Origin of the sequence: Pseudomonas sp. KBS0710 (assembly GCF_005938045.2) — a bacterium.
GTDB lineage: Bacteria > Pseudomonadota > Gammaproteobacteria > Pseudomonadales > Pseudomonadaceae > Aquipseudomonas.
Genome location: NZ_VCCF02000001.1, coordinates 3,039,506 through 3,056,756, shown reverse-complemented (window position 1 = coordinate 3,056,756; position 17,251 = coordinate 3,039,506). Strand labels below are relative to the sequence as shown.

The window sequence follows — 17,251 nt, the reverse complement described above, 5'->3', positions numbered from 1 at the left end:
ATGAAGTCGCCGCTACGTTTTGCCCTTAACCGCATGGTCGCACCCAACCTGTCCCTGCCGGACTTTATCCAGTTGGCCGCGGCCCTCAAGTGCGATGCCATCGAGATTCGCAACGACCTGAAAGGCCATGAAATCGAATACGGCACCCCGGCCAGCCGCGTACGTGAATTGTGCGCGGTGCAGGGCATCACGGTGCTGTCGATCAATGCGTTGTACCCGTTTGACGTATGGAATGACGAGCGTCGTGCCCAGGCCATCAAACTGGCCACTTATGCCCGTGAATGCGGCGCGCAAGGCTTGGTGATGTGCCCGCTCAATGAACGCGGCGACACCCGCAACGAAGCCCAGCGTGCCGCCGGGTTGCGCACGGCGCTGAGCGAGCTGGCGCCGATCCTGCGCGAGTACGGCATCCTCGGGTTTATCGAACCGCTGGGCTTTGAAGAATGTGCCCTGCGCCGCAAACGTGTGGCGGTGGATGCAATTCAGTCGATTGGCGGCCTGGATGTGTTCCGCCTGGTGCACGACACCTTTCACCACCACCTGGCCAGCGAGCAGGAGTTCTTCCCGCAACTGACCGGGCTGGTGCATATCTCTGGCGTAGAAGACGCCGAAGCGCCGCTCAATTCGATTCGTGACGGCCACCGCGTGCTGGTGGGCGAGGGCGATATCCTCGGCAACGCGGCGCAGATCGACACCTTGCTCAGCAGCGGGTACGGCGGTTACCTGTCGTTTGAGCCGTTTGCCGAGAGTGTGCATGGGTTGGCGGATATCCAGCAGGCCATTGGGGCCAGTATCGCCCACCTGCAAAACCCCCGAACCTGACGCCGATTAACCTGTGGGAGCTGGCTTGCCTGCGATAGCGGTCTGCCAGACATATATTTGTCGCCTGACACGCCGCCATCGCAGGCAAGCCAGCTCCCACATTGAAGCAGTGTTAATCAACCCAATTGCATTCACACAAGGTGCAAGTGATGACCACAACAAGACTGACCATGGCCCAGGCCCTGGTGAAGTTCCTGGACAACCAATACATCGAAGTCGATGGCGTGCAGAGCAAGTTTGTCGCCGGTGTATTCACGATTTTCGGCCACGGTAATGTGCTGGGCCTGGGGCAGGCGCTGGAGCAGGACAGCGGCGACCTGGTGGTGCATCAGGGCCGTAACGAGCAAGGTATGGCCCACGCTGCCATCGGTTTCGCCAAGCAGCATTTGCGTCGCAAGATCTACGCATGCACCGCCTCGGTAGGCCCCGGCGCGGCGAATATGCTCACCGCTGCCGCCACCGCCACGGCCAACCGTATCCCGCTGCTGCTGTTGCCCGGTGATGTGTACGCCAGCCGCCAGCCGGACCCGGTGTTGCAGCAGATCGAGCAATTCCACGACCTGAGCATCAGCACCAACGATGCCTTCCGTTCCGTGAGCAAGTACTGGGACCGTATCAACCGCCCTGAACAACTGATGACGGCGGCGATCCATGCCATGCGCGTGCTCACAGACCCGGCGGAAACCGGCGCCGTGACCCTGGCGCTGCCGCAGGACGTGCAGGCCGAAGCCTGGGACTACCCGGATTATTTCCTGCAAAAACGCGTGCACCGCATCGAGCGGCGCCCCGCCACGGCGGCGATGATCGGCGATGCGCTGGCGGCCTTCCGGGGCAAGCGCAAGCCGCTGATTATCTGTGGTGGCGGGGTGAAGTACTCCGGCGCGAATGCCGCGCTGCAAGCGTTTGCCGAGCGTTTTGAGATTCCCTTCGCCGAAACCCAGGCGGGCAAGAGTGCGGTGGTGTCCAGCCACCCGCTGAACCTGGGCGGCATCGGTGAAACCGGCTGTCTGGCGGCGAACCTGTTGGCGCCCGAGGCGGACCTGATCATTGGCATCGGCACGCGTTATACCGATTTCACCACCTCGTCAAAGTCGCTGTTCAAACATGCCGAGGTTAAGTTTCTCAACCTCAATATCAGCCCGTGCGATGCGTTGAAACTCGATGGCGTACAAGTACTGGCCGATGCGCAGGTTGCCCTTGAAGCGTTGGCTGACGCCTTGGGCGATTACCGCGCGGGCTGGGGCGAGCAGGTCCACGATGCCAAGGCGCGGTTGGACGCGGAAGTGGATCGCGTGCACCAGGTGGAATACCACGGCGACGATTTTGTGCCGGAGGTGGATGACCACCTGGACCGCGCCGTATTACGCGAATTTATCGAACTGACCGGTTCGTGCCTGACCCAGAGCCGTGTGCTTGGCGTGTTGAACGACACCCTGGCCGACGACGCGATCATCGTTGCCGCCGCCGGCAGCCTGCCCGGCGATTTGCAACGCGCCTGGCGCAGCAAGGGCGTCAACACCTACCACGTCGAATATGGCTATTCGTGCATGGGCTACGAGATCAACGCCGCCCTCGGTGTGAAGCTGGCCGAGCCGAGCAAAGAGGTGTATGCGCTGGTCGGCGACGGCTCCTACATGATGCTGCACTCGGAGCTGGCCACCTCGATCCAGGAGCGACGCAAGATCAACGTGGTGTTGCTCGACAACATGGCCTTCGGTTGCATCAACAACCTGCAGATCGGCAACGGCATGGACAGCTTCGGCACCGAGTTCCGCTTTCGTAACCCCGAGAGCGGCAAGCTCGACGGCGGGCTGGTGCCGGTGGATTTCGCCATGAGCGCGGCGGCCTATGGCTGCAAGACCTACAAGGTCAGCAGCGTGGAACAGCTCCAGGCGGCGCTGGCCGATGCGCGCACGCAAACGGTGTCCACGCTAATCGATATCAAGGTACTGCCCAAGACCATGGTCCACGGCTACTTGTCGTGGTGGCGGGTGGGCGTGGCGCAAGTATCCACCAGTGAACGCACGAACGCAGCCGCGAAAAAACTCAATGAACAGCTGGCCAAGGCCCGGCAGTACTAATAACAAGAGGAGTTGTGTATGTCGTTAAAGCTTGGAGTGATTGGCACTGGCGCTATCGGCCGTGACCATATCCGTCGTTGCAGCCAGACCTTGCTCAATAGCCAGGTGGTGGCGGTAACCGACATCAACCTTGAGCAAGCCGCCAAGGTCGTCGCTGATTTGAAGCTGACCGCTGAGGTCTATGCCGATGGCCATGCGCTGATCAACTCGCCGCAGGTCGAAGCCATTCTCGTCACGTCCTGGGGGCCGAGCCACGAAGAGTTCGTACTGGCCGCCATCGCCGCCGGCAAGCCAGTGTTCTGCGAAAAACCGCTGGCGGTGACCGCGCAGGGCTGCCGCAAGATTGTCGACGCCGAAGTGGCCTACGGCAAGCGCCTGGTGCAAGTGGGCTTTATGCGCCCGTATGACGAAGGTTATCGCGCCCTCAAGGCCGTGATCGACAGTGGCCAGATCGGCGAGCCGCTGATGCTGCATTGCGCACACCGCAACCCGACGGTGGGCGAGAACTACAAGACCGATATGGCGATCACCGACACCTTGATCCACGAGCTGGATGTGTTGCGTTGGCTGCTCAATGACGACTATGTGTCGGTGCAAGTGGTGTTCCCGCGCAAATCGAGCAAAGCCCTGGCCCACCTGCGCGACCCGCAGATCGTGCTGCTGGAAACCGCCAAGGGCACGCGCATCGATGTGGAAGTGTTTGTGAACTGCCAGTACGGCTACGACATCCAGTGTGAAGTGGTGGGGGAGACCGGCATCGCCAAACTGCCGGAGCCTTCGCAGGTGCAAATGCGCAGTGGCGCTAAGCTGTCGAACGCCATTTTGATGGACTGGAAGGACCGGTTTATCGGGGCTTACGACGTGGAATTGCAGGCGTTTATCGACAGCGTGCGTGCCGGGCAGGTCGGCGGGCCGTCGGCGTGGGATGGTTTTGCAGCGGCGGTGGCGGCGGATGCGTGCATCGAGGCGCAAAACAGTGAGCAGATTGTGAAGGTGAGCTTGCCGGAGCGTCCGCACTTCTACGGCTAGTCACAATCTGTCAGGTGGAATGCAGTCAGTGTGGGAGCGGGCTTGCTCGCGAATGCGGTATGTCAGATACAAGTGCTTTAACTGATACACCGCATTCGCGAGCAAGCCCGCTCCCACATTTTTGATTGGGTTTGCACTTCATATTAAGGAGTGAACTATGCGAATCGGACTAGTCGGCTACGGTCACGGAGGGCGCTTCTTTCATGCGCCGCTGATTGCAACCTTAGCCGGTGCGACTTTTGTTGGCGTGGTGACCCGTTCAGCGGAGCGCCGCCAACAGTTGAGCAGCGACCTTCCCGGCGTAAAAGCTTTTGACAGCATTGGCCAGATCGTCGAGGCCGGCGTGGATGCGCTGGTGATCTCCACCACCCTCAAAGGCCGCCCGGCCCTGGTGCTGGAAGCCATCGAACACGGCGTGGCGGTGGTCAGCGACAAACCCTTCGCCAGTAACGCCGAACAGGCCCAGGCGCTGATCACCGCCGCCGAACGCCAGGGCTCACTGCTCAGCGTCTATCAGAACCGCCGCTGGGATTCGGATTACCTGACCCTGCGCAAGCTGATCGACGCCGGTGCCCTGGGTGAGATCACGCGCTTTGAATCCCGTGTCGAGCGCTACAGCCCGCAGGCCGTCGGCAACGCCAGCGGCGGCGGCTGGTTGCGTGACCTGGGCAGCCACTTGGTGGACCAGGCGCTGCAATTGTTCGGCCCGGTGGATCGGGTGTTTGCGCAATTGCAGTTCAGCCCCGAACACCCGACCCTCGACCATGGTTTTTTTGTTTCCCTCACTCACGCCAATGGCGTGATTTCGCACCTGTGGGGCAGTGCCCTGCAAAACAGCCAGGCGCCGCGTTTTCGCGTCAGTGGCACGCAGGGGTGTTACACCGTCGATGGGCTGGACGGCCAGGAAGACGCATTGATGGCTGGCAAGTCACCGAAAACCGAAGGCGAGCACTGGGGCGCCGAGGAGCATCGACGCTGGGGTTGGTTCGAGCAAGGCCAGGAGCGCGAGCGCGTGCCCTCCGAGAAGGGCTGCTGGACCCAGTTCTATCGCCAGTTGCAGCTGGCTGTGCAAGGGCAGGGGCCGCTGCCGGTAAGTGCCTATGATGCGCTGGAAACCACCCGTATATTGGACGCCGCACGCCTCAGCGCCGAGCGCCAGCAGGTGGTTTCGACAAAAATAGAATAAAATTCTAAAACAGGTTGATATGGAAATTATTTTCTAATAAAGTCTTTTCCAGGTTGCATAAAGTACGTTCGGACTCGATTCGCACGGCTCAACAAAAACAAGATCAAAAACAACCAGGTACCGTCAGATGAAAATCTTCAACGCTGTACTGCGAGTTTTACGCCCTGCCCACACGCCACGCGGTCTGCCCCGCGCCCGGCCGTTCTACTTCTCCTTCCTTAATGTGCTGTGCGTCGAAAACCACGGCGCGCTGGTCTGCTGCATCCCTGGGGCACCGGTGGTTCGATTGCCCGCCGAACGCTGATAAACGCAACGTCCAAAAAACCAACAAGAAAGTGGAGACAGACCGTTCATGAAGACCCCGATCCGTTTTACCGCGCTGGCCCTGTCGATGTTGCTGGCCAGTGGTTTTGCCTCAGCCGCCGACCTCAAGATTGGCGTGACCATGTCCGCCTTCGATGACACCTTCCTGACCTACCTGCGTGAAGACATGGACAAGCAAGCCAAGTCCTATCCCAAGGGCGACGGAGTGCAATTGCAGTTTGAAGACGCCCGCGCCGACGTGGTGAAACAACTGAGCCAGGTCGAGAACTTCATCAGCCAAAAGGTCGACGCGATTATCGTCAACCCGGTGGACACCGCGTCGACGGCCAACATCATCAAGGCCGCCACCGCGGCGAAAATCCCGCTGGTGTTCGTCAACCGCCGCCCGGATAGCCCAACCCTGGCCCCAGGCGTGGCTGCGGTGGTCTCCGATGACGTCGAAGCCGGCAAACTGCAAATGCAATACATCGCCGAAAAACTCGGCGGCAAGGGCAACATTGTGATTCTGCTGGGCGACCTGGCGAACAACTCCACCACCAACCGCACCAAGGGCGTGAAGGAAGTTCTGACCAAGTACCCGGGCATCAAGATCGAGCAGGAACAGACCGGCATCTGGTTGCGTGACAAGGGCATGACCCTGGTCAACGACTGGCTTACCCAGGGCCGCGATTTTGACGCGGTACTGGCCAACAATGACGAGATGGCCATTGGTGCATCCATGGCGCTGAAGTCGGCGGGCAAAAAAGGCGTGCTGATCGCCGGCGTCGACGGCACGCCGGACGGCCTCAATGCGATCACCAAGGGCGACATGACCGTGTCGGCCTTCCAGGATGCCAAGGGCCAGGCCGACAAGTCGGTGGAGACTGCGCGCAAGATGGCTAAAAACGAGCCCATCGAGCAGAACGTGGTGATCCCGTTCCAGCTGATCACGCCGGACAACGTCAAAGACTTCAAGTAGCCCGCACACAACAACAATAAGCCGGCAGGGCGGCCACGGTCGCCCTGCAGTCGAGGTACTTTTCTATGCTCGCTCAAGCCACTGTCTCGCAGCCTCCCGGTCTCCAGCCCGCGCTGCTGGAAGAACCCTACCTGCTGGAAATCGTCAACATCAGCAAAGGCTTTCCCGGCGTCGTGGCCCTGGCCGATGTGCAACTGCGCGTGCGCCCCGGCTCGGTGCTCGCGCTGATGGGCGAGAACGGTGCGGGCAAGTCGACGTTGATGAAAATCATCGCCGGCATCTACCAGCCCGACGCCGGGGAAATCCGCCTGCGCGGCAAGCCGATCGTGTTTGAAACACCGCTGGCGGCGCAGAAGGCCGGGATCGCGATGATCCACCAGGAGCTCAACCTGATGCCGCACATGAGCATCGCCGAAAACATTTGGATCGGCCGCGAGCAGCTCAACAGCCTGCACATGGTCAACCACCGCGAGATGCACCGCTGCACTGCCGAGTTACTGGCCCGATTGCGCATCAACCTGGACCCGGAAGAACACGTCGGCAACCTGAGCATCGCCGAGCGGCAGATGGTCGAGATTGCCAAGGCGGTGTCCTACGACTCCGACATCCTGATCATGGATGAACCGACGTCAGCCATTACCGAGAAGGAAGTGGCCCACCTGTTTTCGATCATTGCCGACCTCAAGTCCCAGGGCAAAGGCATTGTCTACATCACGCACAAAATGAACGAAGTGTTTGCTATCGCCGATGAAGTGGCGGTGTTCCGTGACGGCCAGTACATCGGCCTGCAGCGTGCCGACAGCATGAACAGCGACAGCCTGATCTCGATGATGGTCGGCCGCGAACTGAGCCAGTTGTTCCCGGTGCGCGAGACGCCCATCGGCGATTTACTGTTGTCGGTGCGCGACTTGAGCCTGGACGGCGTGTTCAAGGACGTGTCGTTCGACCTGCATGCCGGTGAAATCCTCGGCATCGCCGGGCTGATGGGCTCGGGGCGTACCAACGTGGCAGAGACCATTTTTGGTATCACTCCTAGCTCCGGCGGCCAGATTACCCTCGACGGCAAAGCGGTGCGCATCACTGACCCGCACATGGCCATCGAGAAGGGCTTTGCGCTGTTGACCGAGGACCGCAAGCTCAGTGGCCTGTTTCCGTGCCTGTCGGTGCTGGAGAACATGGAGATGGCCGTATTGCCGCATTACTCGGGTAACGGCTTTATCCAGCAAAAAGCCCTGCGCGCGCTGTGCGAAGACATGTGCAAGAAGCTGCGGGTGAAAACCCCGTCCCTGGAGCAATGCATCGATACGCTGTCCGGCGGCAACCAGCAAAAAGCCCTGTTGGCGCGCTGGCTGATGACCAACCCGCGCCTGCTGATCCTCGATGAGCCGACACGCGGCATCGATGTGGGCGCCAAGGCCGAGATCTATCGCTTGATTTCCTTCCTCGCCAGCGAAGGCATGGCGGTGATCATGATTTCCTCCGAGCTGCCGGAAGTGCTGGGCATGAGCGACCGAGTGATGGTGATGCACGAAGGCGAACTGATGGGCACCCTGGACCGCGCCGATGCGACCCAGGAAAAAGTCATGCAGCTGGCTTCCGGTATGACCGTAGTCCACTGACGAACCGCACAGAATAAGAAGGTGATTGGCTATGAACGCAATAACAGACAACAAGCCTGCCACGGCACCGGTCAAGCACCGTCGGCGCTTACCCACCGAGCTGAGCATCTTCCTGGTGTTGATCGGCATCGGCCTGGTGTTTGAGGTGTTCGGCTGGATCGTGCGCGATCAGAGCTTTTTGATGAACTCTCAGCGCCTGGTGCTGATGATTCTGCAAGTGTCGATTATCGGCCTGCTGGCGATTGGCGTGACCCAGGTGATCATCACCACCGGTATCGATTTGTCTTCTGGCTCGGTGTTGGCGTTATCGGCAATGATCGCCGCCAGTTTGGCGCAAACCTCGGACTTTTCCCGGGCAGTGTTTCCCAGCCTGACTGACTTGCCCGTGTGGATTCCGGTGGCGATGGGCCTGGGTGTGGGGCTGCTGGCGGGGGCAATCAACGGCAGTATCATCGCGGTGACCGGCATCCCGCCGTTTATTGCGACCCTGGGCATGATGGTCTCGGCCCGTGGCTTGGCGCGCTACTACACCGAAGGCCAGCCGGTGAGCATGCTCTCGGATTCGTACACGGCCATCGGTCATGGTGCGATGCCGGTGATCATCTTCCTCGTGGTGGCGGTGATCTTCCATATCGCCCTGCGCTACACCAAGTACGGCAAGTACACCTACGCCATCGGCGGCAACATGCAGGCGGCGCGTACCTCGGGTATCAACGTCAAGCGCCACCTGATCATCGTCTACAGCATTGCAGGCTTGCTTGCGGGCCTGGCCGGTGTGGTGGCCTCGGCACGTGCCGCCACCGGCCAGGCCGGCATGGGCATGTCGTATGAGCTGGATGCGATTGCGGCGGCGGTGATCGGCGGCACCAGCCTGGCGGGCGGAGTAGGGCGCATCACCGGTACTGTGATCGGCGCGCTGATCCTCGGCGTGATGGCCAGCGGGTTCACCTTTGTGGGGGTGGATGCATATATCCAGGACATCATCAAGGGCTTGATCATCGTGATTGCGGTGGTGATCGACCAGTACCGCAACAAACGCAAGCTCAAGCGCTGATACCGAGTTACGGGCAACATCCATCCAGTGTGGGAGCTGGCTTGCCTGCGATGCAGACGACTCGGTCCTTGGGGACTAACGAGTTGATGCAATCGCAGGCAAGCCAGCTCCCACAGTTAGTCTTTATCAGACCGTTCTAACCGTTTGTCTTCTATATAGCTCCACAGCACTGAATTTCTTGCTATAAACGCACTCCGATGACCGTTCGCCAAGCCCGTCCTGGTGCCTTTGGGGGTTAATTGGGAAAAAATGCCTGTCTTTTCAGTTGCTGACGCCTCAAACCGGCCTTAGACTGCCGCCCCTCGTAAATTGAGTGCCGGGTGGCGCTTGAAATGGACGGCGCCTTTCCGAGGCCTGCGAAGGTCTGCCGGAACGCTCCCTTATTCGCCTTAATGCACGTATTTTTTATAGAGAAATCAATGACAAAGGAAAAGTTGCTGGCCATGCCGGCGGATGACTACATGAATGCCGAACAGCACGCTTTTTTCGAGCAGTTGCTGCAAGACATGAAAGTGGAACACCACGAGCGCATTGAGCAGAACCGCATCGCCATCGAAAGCCTGGATACCCCGGCTGACCCGGCTGACGCTGCCTCTGTGGAAGAAGAGCGCACCTGGCTGGTAAACGCCATCGATCGCGACCAGCGCATGCTGCCGCAGCTTGAGCGTGCCCTGGAACGCATCAAGGAAGATTCTTTTGGCTGGTGCGATGACAGCGGCGAGCCGATTGGCCTCAAGCGCCTGCTGATCAGCCCGACCACCAAGTACTGCATCGAAGCGCAAGAGCGCCACGAACAGATCGACAAGCACCAGCGCCAGGCTTGATGCGCTGAAGTCGGGCATCGCACCTGTGATGCCCGAGAGAAATACCGGTTACGCCCCTGTCTATTGATCTACTGCAAAGACCCCCACCAAAGGCCCATGGATAATGGCCCAGTAGTGGCGTTTAATGCAGCAACAATAACTACAAACAGCGGGGTAACAACGATGGCTGGAGACGGATCTCTGATGGGCGCAGCAGCGCCACCGCAAACGGTGGTGCGCGTGCTGCCCGGCTGGCTGACGCCGCTTATGCAGAGCACCGCGCTGGTGCTGGTCCTGCTGGGCCTGGTGTTTGCCGGCTTGCCGCTGTACCTGTGCCTGCCACTGGCCTTGCTGGTGATCTGGCTGCCTGCGCTCAAAGCCCGAGTGCCGCGTGTCGCGCCGTCCCTGGCGATTGATACGATGGGTGAGCTGACGCGCGATCTTTCCTACACCACCAGTCACAACGCACTTTCCGCTGCCGGCGTGGCCTATTCGGTCAAGCAACTGGCTGCGCGCGTGCAATCGCAATTAAGCGCCGCCCAGCAAATTGTCAGTAGCGCCGAAGTGATGATCGGCACCGAGCAAGTCACCTCCCAGCTCAGCCGGCAGGCCTTGGGCGCGGCCAGCCAGGCGCATCAGCGCAGCACTGAAGGGCGCGAAATGCTGGCCCAGTCGATCACCCGCATGCACCAGCTAAGCCTGCGCGCCAATGCCAGCCGAGAGTTGATCGAGGCGTTGAGCCAGCGCAGTGAAGAGATCCAGCGCGTGACCCTGGTGATCCAGTCCATTGCCAGCCAGACCAACCTGCTCGCGCTGAACGCCGCCATTGAAGCGGCGCGCGCCGGTGAGCACGGGCGTGGCTTTGCGGTGGTGGCCGATGAAGTACGTGGCCTGGCCGGGCGCACGGCCACGGCGACCGATGAGGTCGGCGTGATGGTTGCCGATATTCAACAGCGCACCGCTCAGGTGGTGGAACAGATTCGCCAACTGTCGACCGACCTGCACATCGGTGTCGAGCAGGTGGAGCAGGCCGGTGAACAATTGGAAAGTATCGCCAGCCTGGCCGCGGATGTAGAAGGGCAGGTCAACGAGATCGCCCAAGGCACCGACAACAACCGCGCGCAACTCGACAGCCTGTTCCATGCCGTGGAGCAGATGCGCAGCGATTTGTCGGTGAGCGACCAGCAGACGCGGCAACTGGCCGAGGTCGCCGTGCAGATGGAAGGGCAGGCTGAGACCATCAGCGAGCGCCTGGCCGAAGTCGGGCTGGATGACTATCACCAGCGCATCTACGACCTGGCCCGCGAAGGCGCGAGCCGCATTGGCGAACAGTTCGAAGCCGATATCCTGCAAAACCGCATCAGCCTGGAAGACTTGTTCGACCGCAGCTACACACCGATCCCTAATACACAACCGAGCAAATACCACACGCGTTTTGATGGCTACACCGACCAGGTGCTGCCCGCGATTCAGGAGGCGTTGCTGCCGCGCCATGAGGGGCTGGTGTTCGCGATTGCCTGCACACCGCAAGGCTATGTGCCCACGCATAACAAGGCGTTCTCCCACGCCCTGACCGGCGATGCGCAGGTTGATGCCGTGCAGAACCGTACCAAACGCAAGTTCGACGACCGTACCGGCATTCGTTGCGGCAGCCATCAACAAGTGGTGCTGTTGCAGACCTATACCCGCGACACCGGCGAGCTGATGCACGATTTGTCGGTGCCGATCATGGTTAAAGGGCGGCATTGGGGTGGCTTGCGACTGGGTTACAAACCAGAAGGGGCCAAGGCTGCGCACTAGGATTGTTACTGTTTATGCAATGGAGCTATTCCGGGGATAGCTTTTTCCAACTGGAATAAAACCGTAGCATGGCCAACATTGTTAGGTAGCTAACTAATGTGGCGGAGAAGCTCCATGCAAAACAAGGTCGATGTCGCCGTAATGATCGGCAGCGGTGTTCCCGAAACCCTGCGTGCGCTGGGCCAGAAAGCCTGTTGGGTGGTGTTGCTCAATGGCGAGCAACGCGGCACGGCGTTCGCCAGCCGCAGTGAAGCGGAGGAGTGCAGGGCTGCCTGGCAGGCGCTGATGCACCTAGAACAGTCAGACAGCCTGCATTGAGGCGTGTTATCGAGGCTGGTGCAGGCGCTGGTTCAGCTCATCCACCGGGATTGCCCATTCGGCGTCTTCGCGCAGTTCTTCCTTGAGAAACGCCGCTTGTTGTGGCGACCAGAACGGTGCGTCGATCAGCTTCACGTCTTCAGCCAGAGGATGCGCGACGATAAACGCGTCGATGGCTTCGGGTGTCGAGTCCAGGCCTAGTTGGTCAAACAAGGTTTCAAGAGTAGGGATTGGCGCGTCCATGGTCGGTTCTCCATGCGTGGTAGGGGATGTTGTGCATGTGAGGCCACGGACGCTACAGAGTTCAGGATTTGCACAGCTCAGGAGTTGAGTGCACCCGAATCAACCGCGGATTTCAGCGCTATGGCAGCCTCTTTGCCGGCCTCGGTTGCGGCGTCGACGGTTTTGAACCAGCGATCTTTTTCGACCTGATGCGTGGTGACCGTGGTCAGCGGGGGCTTGGCCCGCATGATGATCACCGCTTGAAACTCACCGTCTACCTCTCGCGCATCGCCATGGATGAAAAATTCGCCAATATCAAATTCCGTCACGTATAGCCTTCCCTTCAAGTTAACTGCATCAAGGTACCTGCACTGATGAAACCTGACCCGCAAGGGGCAAACTTCATGGACGGGGCAGTATGGCAGCAGTTGAAGGGCGGCGGCGCGGTAAAGTCAGCCGGGTGACGAAACGATTGCACCGTGAATCGCCTGCAGGCGGGCTTCAAGCTGTTTGGCCAATTCGCAGGCCTTGGAATGCGTGCTGCGAAAGCCTTTGATCCTGCCGCTGGTCACTTCCAGGATATGAAAGAAATTACGCCCGGCCGGTACCACTTGGTAAAGAACGTAATTGGAGTACCCGTCGGGGTTATGTAAGCAGTAGTATTGACGCTCGTCTGGACATGATGAACGAGTGCGGGACGACATAACGGCGTGTTGACGTGGTTGCATGCTCAGCTCCTGTCGATCGATCTTGTGGGCTCACCCGTAGCGTTTCAGGTGGTTTTGAACCGGGTTGCTGTTTTAGTATTGTCGTCGGCAGTTCATGCCTGGTTCCATCCCTGGTATTTTGGAATGTGTAGGTTGTCGGAAACCGCGTTTTTTTCTGGGTTATTCTCTGAAGTTGGTCGGCCCGTGTTCTCGGGCTGCTGAACCTGTGATTTGCTGTGCTGCCAGATGACCTTGCATAAGGCCCATCGTGCATGTCTGTACTAGTCTTATGGTGCAGCAGCAGGTTTCTTCAGTTTTTTACCAATAAGTGATCGAGCCGTAACGGCCGTTTTTTTGTGCTGCCCGCTCTGGCGGTCAGTGCCTTTTTTGATGTGGGGGCGTTTCCTTGGCAGTCAGTAATCTGGATATGCACGCGTTATTCGTGCTGGGTGATTTGCGCGCAAAGTTGGTCAAGCAGTTTCAATCCCGTTTCGTTTACATCACTGAACAGACGCCGGAAGGCATTTACATCGCCGAGATCGATACTGAGTCGGCGTTGGTCGTGGACGATAAACCGCGCCTGGAACTCAAGGTAGGTGATCATTTTCGTGCCGCCGTATTGCCGAGCCGCGAAGGTGGCAAGTTTGAATTGAAGTTTCGCGACATCAAGTTGACGGTGTATGGCTTGGGCGATTACGCCTTTGTTTCTTCGGCCGAAGGCCAAGGCATTGTCTTCAAGGAAGGCCACAGCGTGATGCTGGTGTTCGCGGCCAATGAACAATTGCAGGAAGGCTTGACCAAAACCCTCAAGGCCGTGACCGGCAAGGCCGCCAAGTGGCGCAAGGGTGAACTGGTGACGTTCAAGGCCAGTGAGTAACTGCTAAACGCCAGGTGTATTCTTGCTCCTCCGGAACCTCTACTACAGTTGAGTTGACTTAACTATTCAGAGGCTTCGCGCATCCGCAGCAAAGCCGCCCGCTATGGCTGTTAAAACGCGAGGTGCAAAGGCATGAAAGGATTGAGAACCCTAGTGGTTGCGGCTGCGGCTGCGGCGCTGACGACCGTGAGCCTGTCGTTGCCCGTATCGGCTGCGCAAAAGCCGGTGCACTTTGCCGACCTGAACTGGGAAAGCGGCAGCCTGATCACCGAAGTGCTGCGCTTTATCGTCGAAAAGGGCTATGACCTGCCCACCGACACCTTGCCCGGTACCACCATCACTCTGGAAACCGCCCTGGCGAAAAATGACATCCAGGTGATCGGCGAAGAATGGGCCGGCCGCAGCCCGGTGTGGATCAAGGCCGAAGCCGAAGGCAAAGTCATCGGCCTGGGCGATACGGTCAAAGGCGCCACCGAAGGTTGGTGGGTTCCGGAGTACGTGGTCAAGGGCGACCCGGCCAAAGGCCTCAAGCCGCTGGCGCCGGACCTCAAGACCGTACAGGACCTGGCGCGCTACAAGGACGTGTTCAAAGACCCTGAGTCGCCCGGCAAAGGGCGTTTTCTCAACAGCCCGATCGGCTGGACCTCGGAAGTCGTCAACGCCCAGAAGCTCAAGGCGTATGGCCTGAACGACAGCTATGTGAACTTTCGCAGCGGCTCGGGTGCGGCGCTGGATGCGGAGATTGCGTCGTCGATCCGTCGCGGCAAACCGGTGCTGTTCTACTACTGGTCGCCAACGCCCTTGATGGGCCGTTACAAACTGATCCAGCTGGAAGAGCCGCCATTTGACGCCGATGCCTGGAAGACCCTGACCGATGCAGACAACCCCAACCCACGGCCAACCCGCTCGTTGGCGTCCAAGCTGAGCATCGGTGTGTCGACACCGTTCCAACAGGCGCAGCCGCAGATTGCCGAGTTCTTTACCAAGGTGCAGTTTCCGATTGAGCCGTTGAATAAGGCTTTGGCGGCAATGAGCGAGAATCATACGGCGCCGCGTGAAGTGGCGCAGGTGTTCCTCAAGGAACATCCTGAAGTGTGGAAGGCATGGTTGACGCCGGAGGTGGCGCAGAAGGTTGAGGCGAGCCTCAAGTAACCGCAGCTCTTTCTATCGTATAAAGATCCAAATGTGGGAGCGGGCTTGCTCGCGAATGCGGTGTGTCAGTCATTGGATAGATTGACTGAACCACCGTATTCGCGAGCAAGCCCGCTCCCACATTTTTATTGCATTGCAGGTTTAGAACCTGGTTTGTACCGCCAACTCAAACGTCCGTGGCGAGCCCAAATAGTAAGCCGGTGACACATGCGCAAACTCGGCATACACCTCATTGGTCAGGTTACGCACCCGCCCGGTCACCGAGGTATGTGAATCCACTTTGTACCGCAGGAACGTGCCGAACAGCGTATAGGCCGGCACCGTCTGGGTGTTGGCATTATCGGCATACACCTGGGCCACATACCGCGCGTCCACACCGCCTTGCCAGTCCTCGGCAAAGTCATAGGTCAGCCACAGGTTGCCCACACGCTTGGGCACGTTGGTGGGCGTATTGCCCTTGCGTGAGACCACCGCGCCGCTGGCGATTTTCTCATTGAAGTCATCGTATTCGGCGTCCACCCAGGCAACGTTGCCTTCGGCCAGCAGCCGTGGCGTGATGCGCAGCGAGCTGGCGAACTCGATGCCCTTGGAGGTCTGCGCACCCACTGGAATGCTGTTGTTCGGGTCCAGCGGGTCGGTAACGGCAAAGTCCTTGCGCTCGATCCTGTAGGCGGCGACGGTGGCCGAACCGCGCCCGTCGAGGTAGTCGAACTTGCTGCCGACTTCCCACTGTTTACCGGTCGACACGTCGAACACTTGAGTGGTGGTGGAGGGCTGCTCCGCTGCGGTGCTGTATTGCACATACACATTGGCCGATGGGATGAACTGATACGTCAGGCCCACGCGGCCGGTGACCGGCTCCCAACGGCGCGTGAAGTGCCGTGGGTTGGTGGCGGTGATCACGCGATGGTTAGTTACATCCAGGTCGATGGCGTCGTAACGCAGCCCCGTGAGCAGCGAGAGTTTATCGGTGAGGCCCAGGCGGTTCTCCACAAACAAGGCTTTGGTGGTGACTTCGTTGGTCTTGTCTTTGACAAAGCCTGGCTTGGTGCCCGGAATGTCGTAGAAGTGCCCGGGGTTGTAGCCATTCGGGTCCACCGTGCTGTTGCCCGGCACATTCAACGGGTTGTTGGTGGTGCTGTTGACCTTGTATTCGAAACCACCGGACCAGGTGGTCGACAGCCCGAACACGCTGTCGTCATGGCGCAGCTCGAACTGATTGCCGTGCTGCTCGCCCTGATGGCGCACCTGGTAGGCAGTCGAGCGGTTCACCGCGCTGTTGTCGGCGTTGTATTGGTAGGTTTCCAGGTTGCGGTAGTCGCGCTGGCTGTCGAGGTGATAGAGGGTGTTTTTCAGGGTGGTGCTGTCGTTGATCCGGTAGTCAATGATCGAGCGCATCCAGATCGTGCGTTGCTCGTAACGACCATCGGCAACGTTGTAGTTGTTAAAGCGGTTGTGCTTGTCGATTTTCAGCTCGCCAGCCTTGGGGTTGAGCACCGGCGTGCCCCAATACGGACTGTCTTCATGTTCATCCTGGTATTCCAGGGCCAGAGTGTGGGACAGGTTGGGGGTGAGGTCACTGAGCAAGGAAAACGCCATGCTCCAGGCATCGCGCTGGTCGCGGTCGATGTAGCTGTGGTTGGTATTGCGGCTCACATCCAGGCGCGCGTAGTGCTGCACTTCGGCACCGGGTTCGGTCAGGGCGTGGTTGAGGCCAAAGGCCATGCCGGCAGTGTCGTAGCTGCCATAGGTGAGCTGGCCTTCGGCGACTTGTTCCTCGCGGGTGGCCAGCTTGGTCACGTAGTTGAGCGAACCGCCCACGGAGCCGGCGCCGTTGATCAGTGAGGAGGGGCCGCCGACCAGCTCAACCCGGTCATAGATCCACGCATCCACCGGCCGCGCCAGGCCGGTTGCGACGTTGATGCCGTTGAACATCTGGGTGATCTGGCTGCTGGTAAAACCACGATAGGACACAAACCCGCCAAACCCCGGCGGCGCACTGGCGTTGACGCCGGGCAAGGTGTTGGCCGCATCGCGGAAGGTCTTGGCGCCATGGCGCTCAATGTCGTTACGGTTGGCAATGGCTACCGACGCCGGGGTTTCGCGCACGCTTAAACCCAGGCGTGATGCCGTGCCGCTGGATTGGTCCAGGGCCAGGCCCGGTTCGCTGGTTTGTTCGCCATCGATGGTGGTGGGGGCTAGCTCGAGCGCCCAGCCACAGACAGGCAGGCAGCCGAACAGGCCCGCCAACAAGGGTAAATGTTTCATGGTTGTATCCTGAAAAACTTGGCTTGAAAAC

17 protein-coding genes are annotated in these 17,251 nt (G+C 59.5%); 13 read left to right on the top strand and 4 right to left on the bottom strand.

Features of this window, described 5'->3' with window-relative positions:
• From FFI16_RS13840 to FFI16_RS13795, 11 genes are all read left to right on the top strand, one after another.
• Positions 1–822 carry a TIM barrel protein gene (locus FFI16_RS13840; RefSeq protein ID WP_058421811.1) on the top strand — a complete coding sequence of 274 codons (822 nt, stop codon included), beginning with the start codon at positions 1–3 and terminating at the stop codon, positions 820–822.
• 149 nt (positions 823–971) lie between these two features.
• A complete protein-coding gene (gene iolD / locus FFI16_RS13835; RefSeq protein WP_138815822.1) occupies positions 972–2,903 on the top strand; it encodes a 3D-(3,5/4)-trihydroxycyclohexane-1,2-dione acylhydrolase (decyclizing) in 1,932 nt (643 codons plus the stop codon).
• 18 nt (positions 2,904–2,921) lie between these two features.
• Positions 2,922–3,932, top strand: coding sequence for a Gfo/Idh/MocA family protein (locus tag FFI16_RS13830; RefSeq protein ID WP_138815823.1), 1,011 nt, complete (start codon positions 2,922–2,924; stop codon positions 3,930–3,932).
• 157 nt (positions 3,933–4,089) lie between these two features.
• Positions 4,090–5,118 carry a Gfo/Idh/MocA family oxidoreductase gene (locus FFI16_RS13825; RefSeq protein WP_138815824.1) on the top strand — a complete coding sequence of 343 codons (1,029 nt, stop codon included), beginning with the start codon at positions 4,090–4,092 and terminating at the stop codon, positions 5,116–5,118.
• A gap of 127 nt (positions 5,119–5,245) precedes the next feature.
• Entirely contained in the window at positions 5,246–5,422 is a 177-nt protein-coding gene (locus FFI16_RS30495; RefSeq protein WP_178112677.1) for a hypothetical protein, read from the top strand.
• A gap of 48 nt (positions 5,423–5,470) precedes the next feature.
• Positions 5,471–6,400, top strand: coding sequence for a sugar ABC transporter substrate-binding protein (locus tag FFI16_RS13820; protein WP_065931775.1), 930 nt, complete (start codon positions 5,471–5,473; stop codon positions 6,398–6,400).
• A 65-nt stretch (positions 6,401–6,465) separates the two neighbouring features.
• Positions 6,466–8,019 carry a sugar ABC transporter ATP-binding protein gene (locus FFI16_RS13815; protein ID WP_138815825.1) on the top strand — a complete coding sequence of 518 codons (1,554 nt, stop codon included), beginning with the start codon at positions 6,466–6,468 and terminating at the stop codon, positions 8,017–8,019.
• A 31-nt stretch (positions 8,020–8,050) separates the two neighbouring features.
• Complete coding sequence (locus FFI16_RS13810; RefSeq protein ID WP_138815826.1) at positions 8,051–9,073, top strand: ABC transporter permease; 1,023 nt, start codon at positions 8,051–8,053, stop codon at positions 9,071–9,073.
• A 419-nt stretch (positions 9,074–9,492) separates the two neighbouring features.
• The gene (locus tag FFI16_RS13805) at positions 9,493–9,897 is read left to right on the top strand and encodes a TraR/DksA C4-type zinc finger protein (RefSeq protein WP_010564800.1); all 405 of its coding nucleotides are present in this window, start codon (positions 9,493–9,495) and stop codon (positions 9,895–9,897) included.
• A gap of 96 nt (positions 9,898–9,993) precedes the next feature.
• Positions 9,994–11,676 carry a methyl-accepting chemotaxis protein gene (locus tag FFI16_RS13800; RefSeq protein ID WP_371923603.1) on the top strand — a complete coding sequence of 561 codons (1,683 nt, stop codon included), beginning with the start codon at positions 9,994–9,996 and terminating at the stop codon, positions 11,674–11,676.
• Positions 11,677–11,790: 114 nt separating this feature from the next.
• Complete coding sequence (locus FFI16_RS13795) at positions 11,791–11,994, top strand: hypothetical protein (protein WP_017136429.1); 204 nt, start codon at positions 11,791–11,793, stop codon at positions 11,992–11,994.
• A 6-nt stretch (positions 11,995–12,000) separates the two neighbouring features.
• Here the strand turns inward: FFI16_RS13795 and FFI16_RS13790 are convergent, their stop codons facing one another.
• The 3 genes from FFI16_RS13790 to FFI16_RS13780 form a co-directional block, all read right to left on the bottom strand.
• Entirely contained in the window at positions 12,001–12,237 is a 237-nt protein-coding gene (locus FFI16_RS13790) for a DUF2789 domain-containing protein (protein ID WP_138815828.1), read from the bottom strand.
• Between the two features lie 77 nt (positions 12,238–12,314).
• Entirely contained in the window at positions 12,315–12,545 is a 231-nt protein-coding gene (locus FFI16_RS13785) for a hypothetical protein (RefSeq protein WP_138815829.1), read from the bottom strand.
• Positions 12,546–12,668: 123 nt separating this feature from the next.
• Positions 12,669–12,944 (bottom strand): hypothetical protein, encoded by a 276-nt coding sequence (locus FFI16_RS13780; RefSeq protein WP_138815830.1) that lies wholly within the window; start codon positions 12,942–12,944, stop codon positions 12,669–12,671.
• Positions 12,945–13,350: 406 nt separating this feature from the next.
• Between FFI16_RS13780 and FFI16_RS13775 the strand changes: the two genes are divergently transcribed.
• On the top strand, positions 13,351–13,800 hold the full coding sequence (locus FFI16_RS13775; protein ID WP_178112738.1) for a hypothetical protein: 450 nt from the start codon (positions 13,351–13,353) through the stop codon (positions 13,798–13,800).
• Positions 13,801–13,932: 132 nt separating this feature from the next.
• Positions 13,933–14,952 carry an ABC transporter substrate-binding protein gene (locus FFI16_RS13770; protein ID WP_138815832.1) on the top strand — a complete coding sequence of 340 codons (1,020 nt, stop codon included), beginning with the start codon at positions 13,933–13,935 and terminating at the stop codon, positions 14,950–14,952.
• A 141-nt stretch (positions 14,953–15,093) separates the two neighbouring features.
• On the opposite strand, the gene FFI16_RS13765 is transcribed toward FFI16_RS13770, so the two are convergent.
• Positions 15,094–17,220 (bottom strand): TonB-dependent siderophore receptor, encoded by a 2,127-nt coding sequence (locus FFI16_RS13765; RefSeq protein WP_138815833.1) that lies wholly within the window; start codon positions 17,218–17,220, stop codon positions 15,094–15,096.
• Between the last annotated feature and the right edge of the window lie 31 nt (positions 17,221–17,251).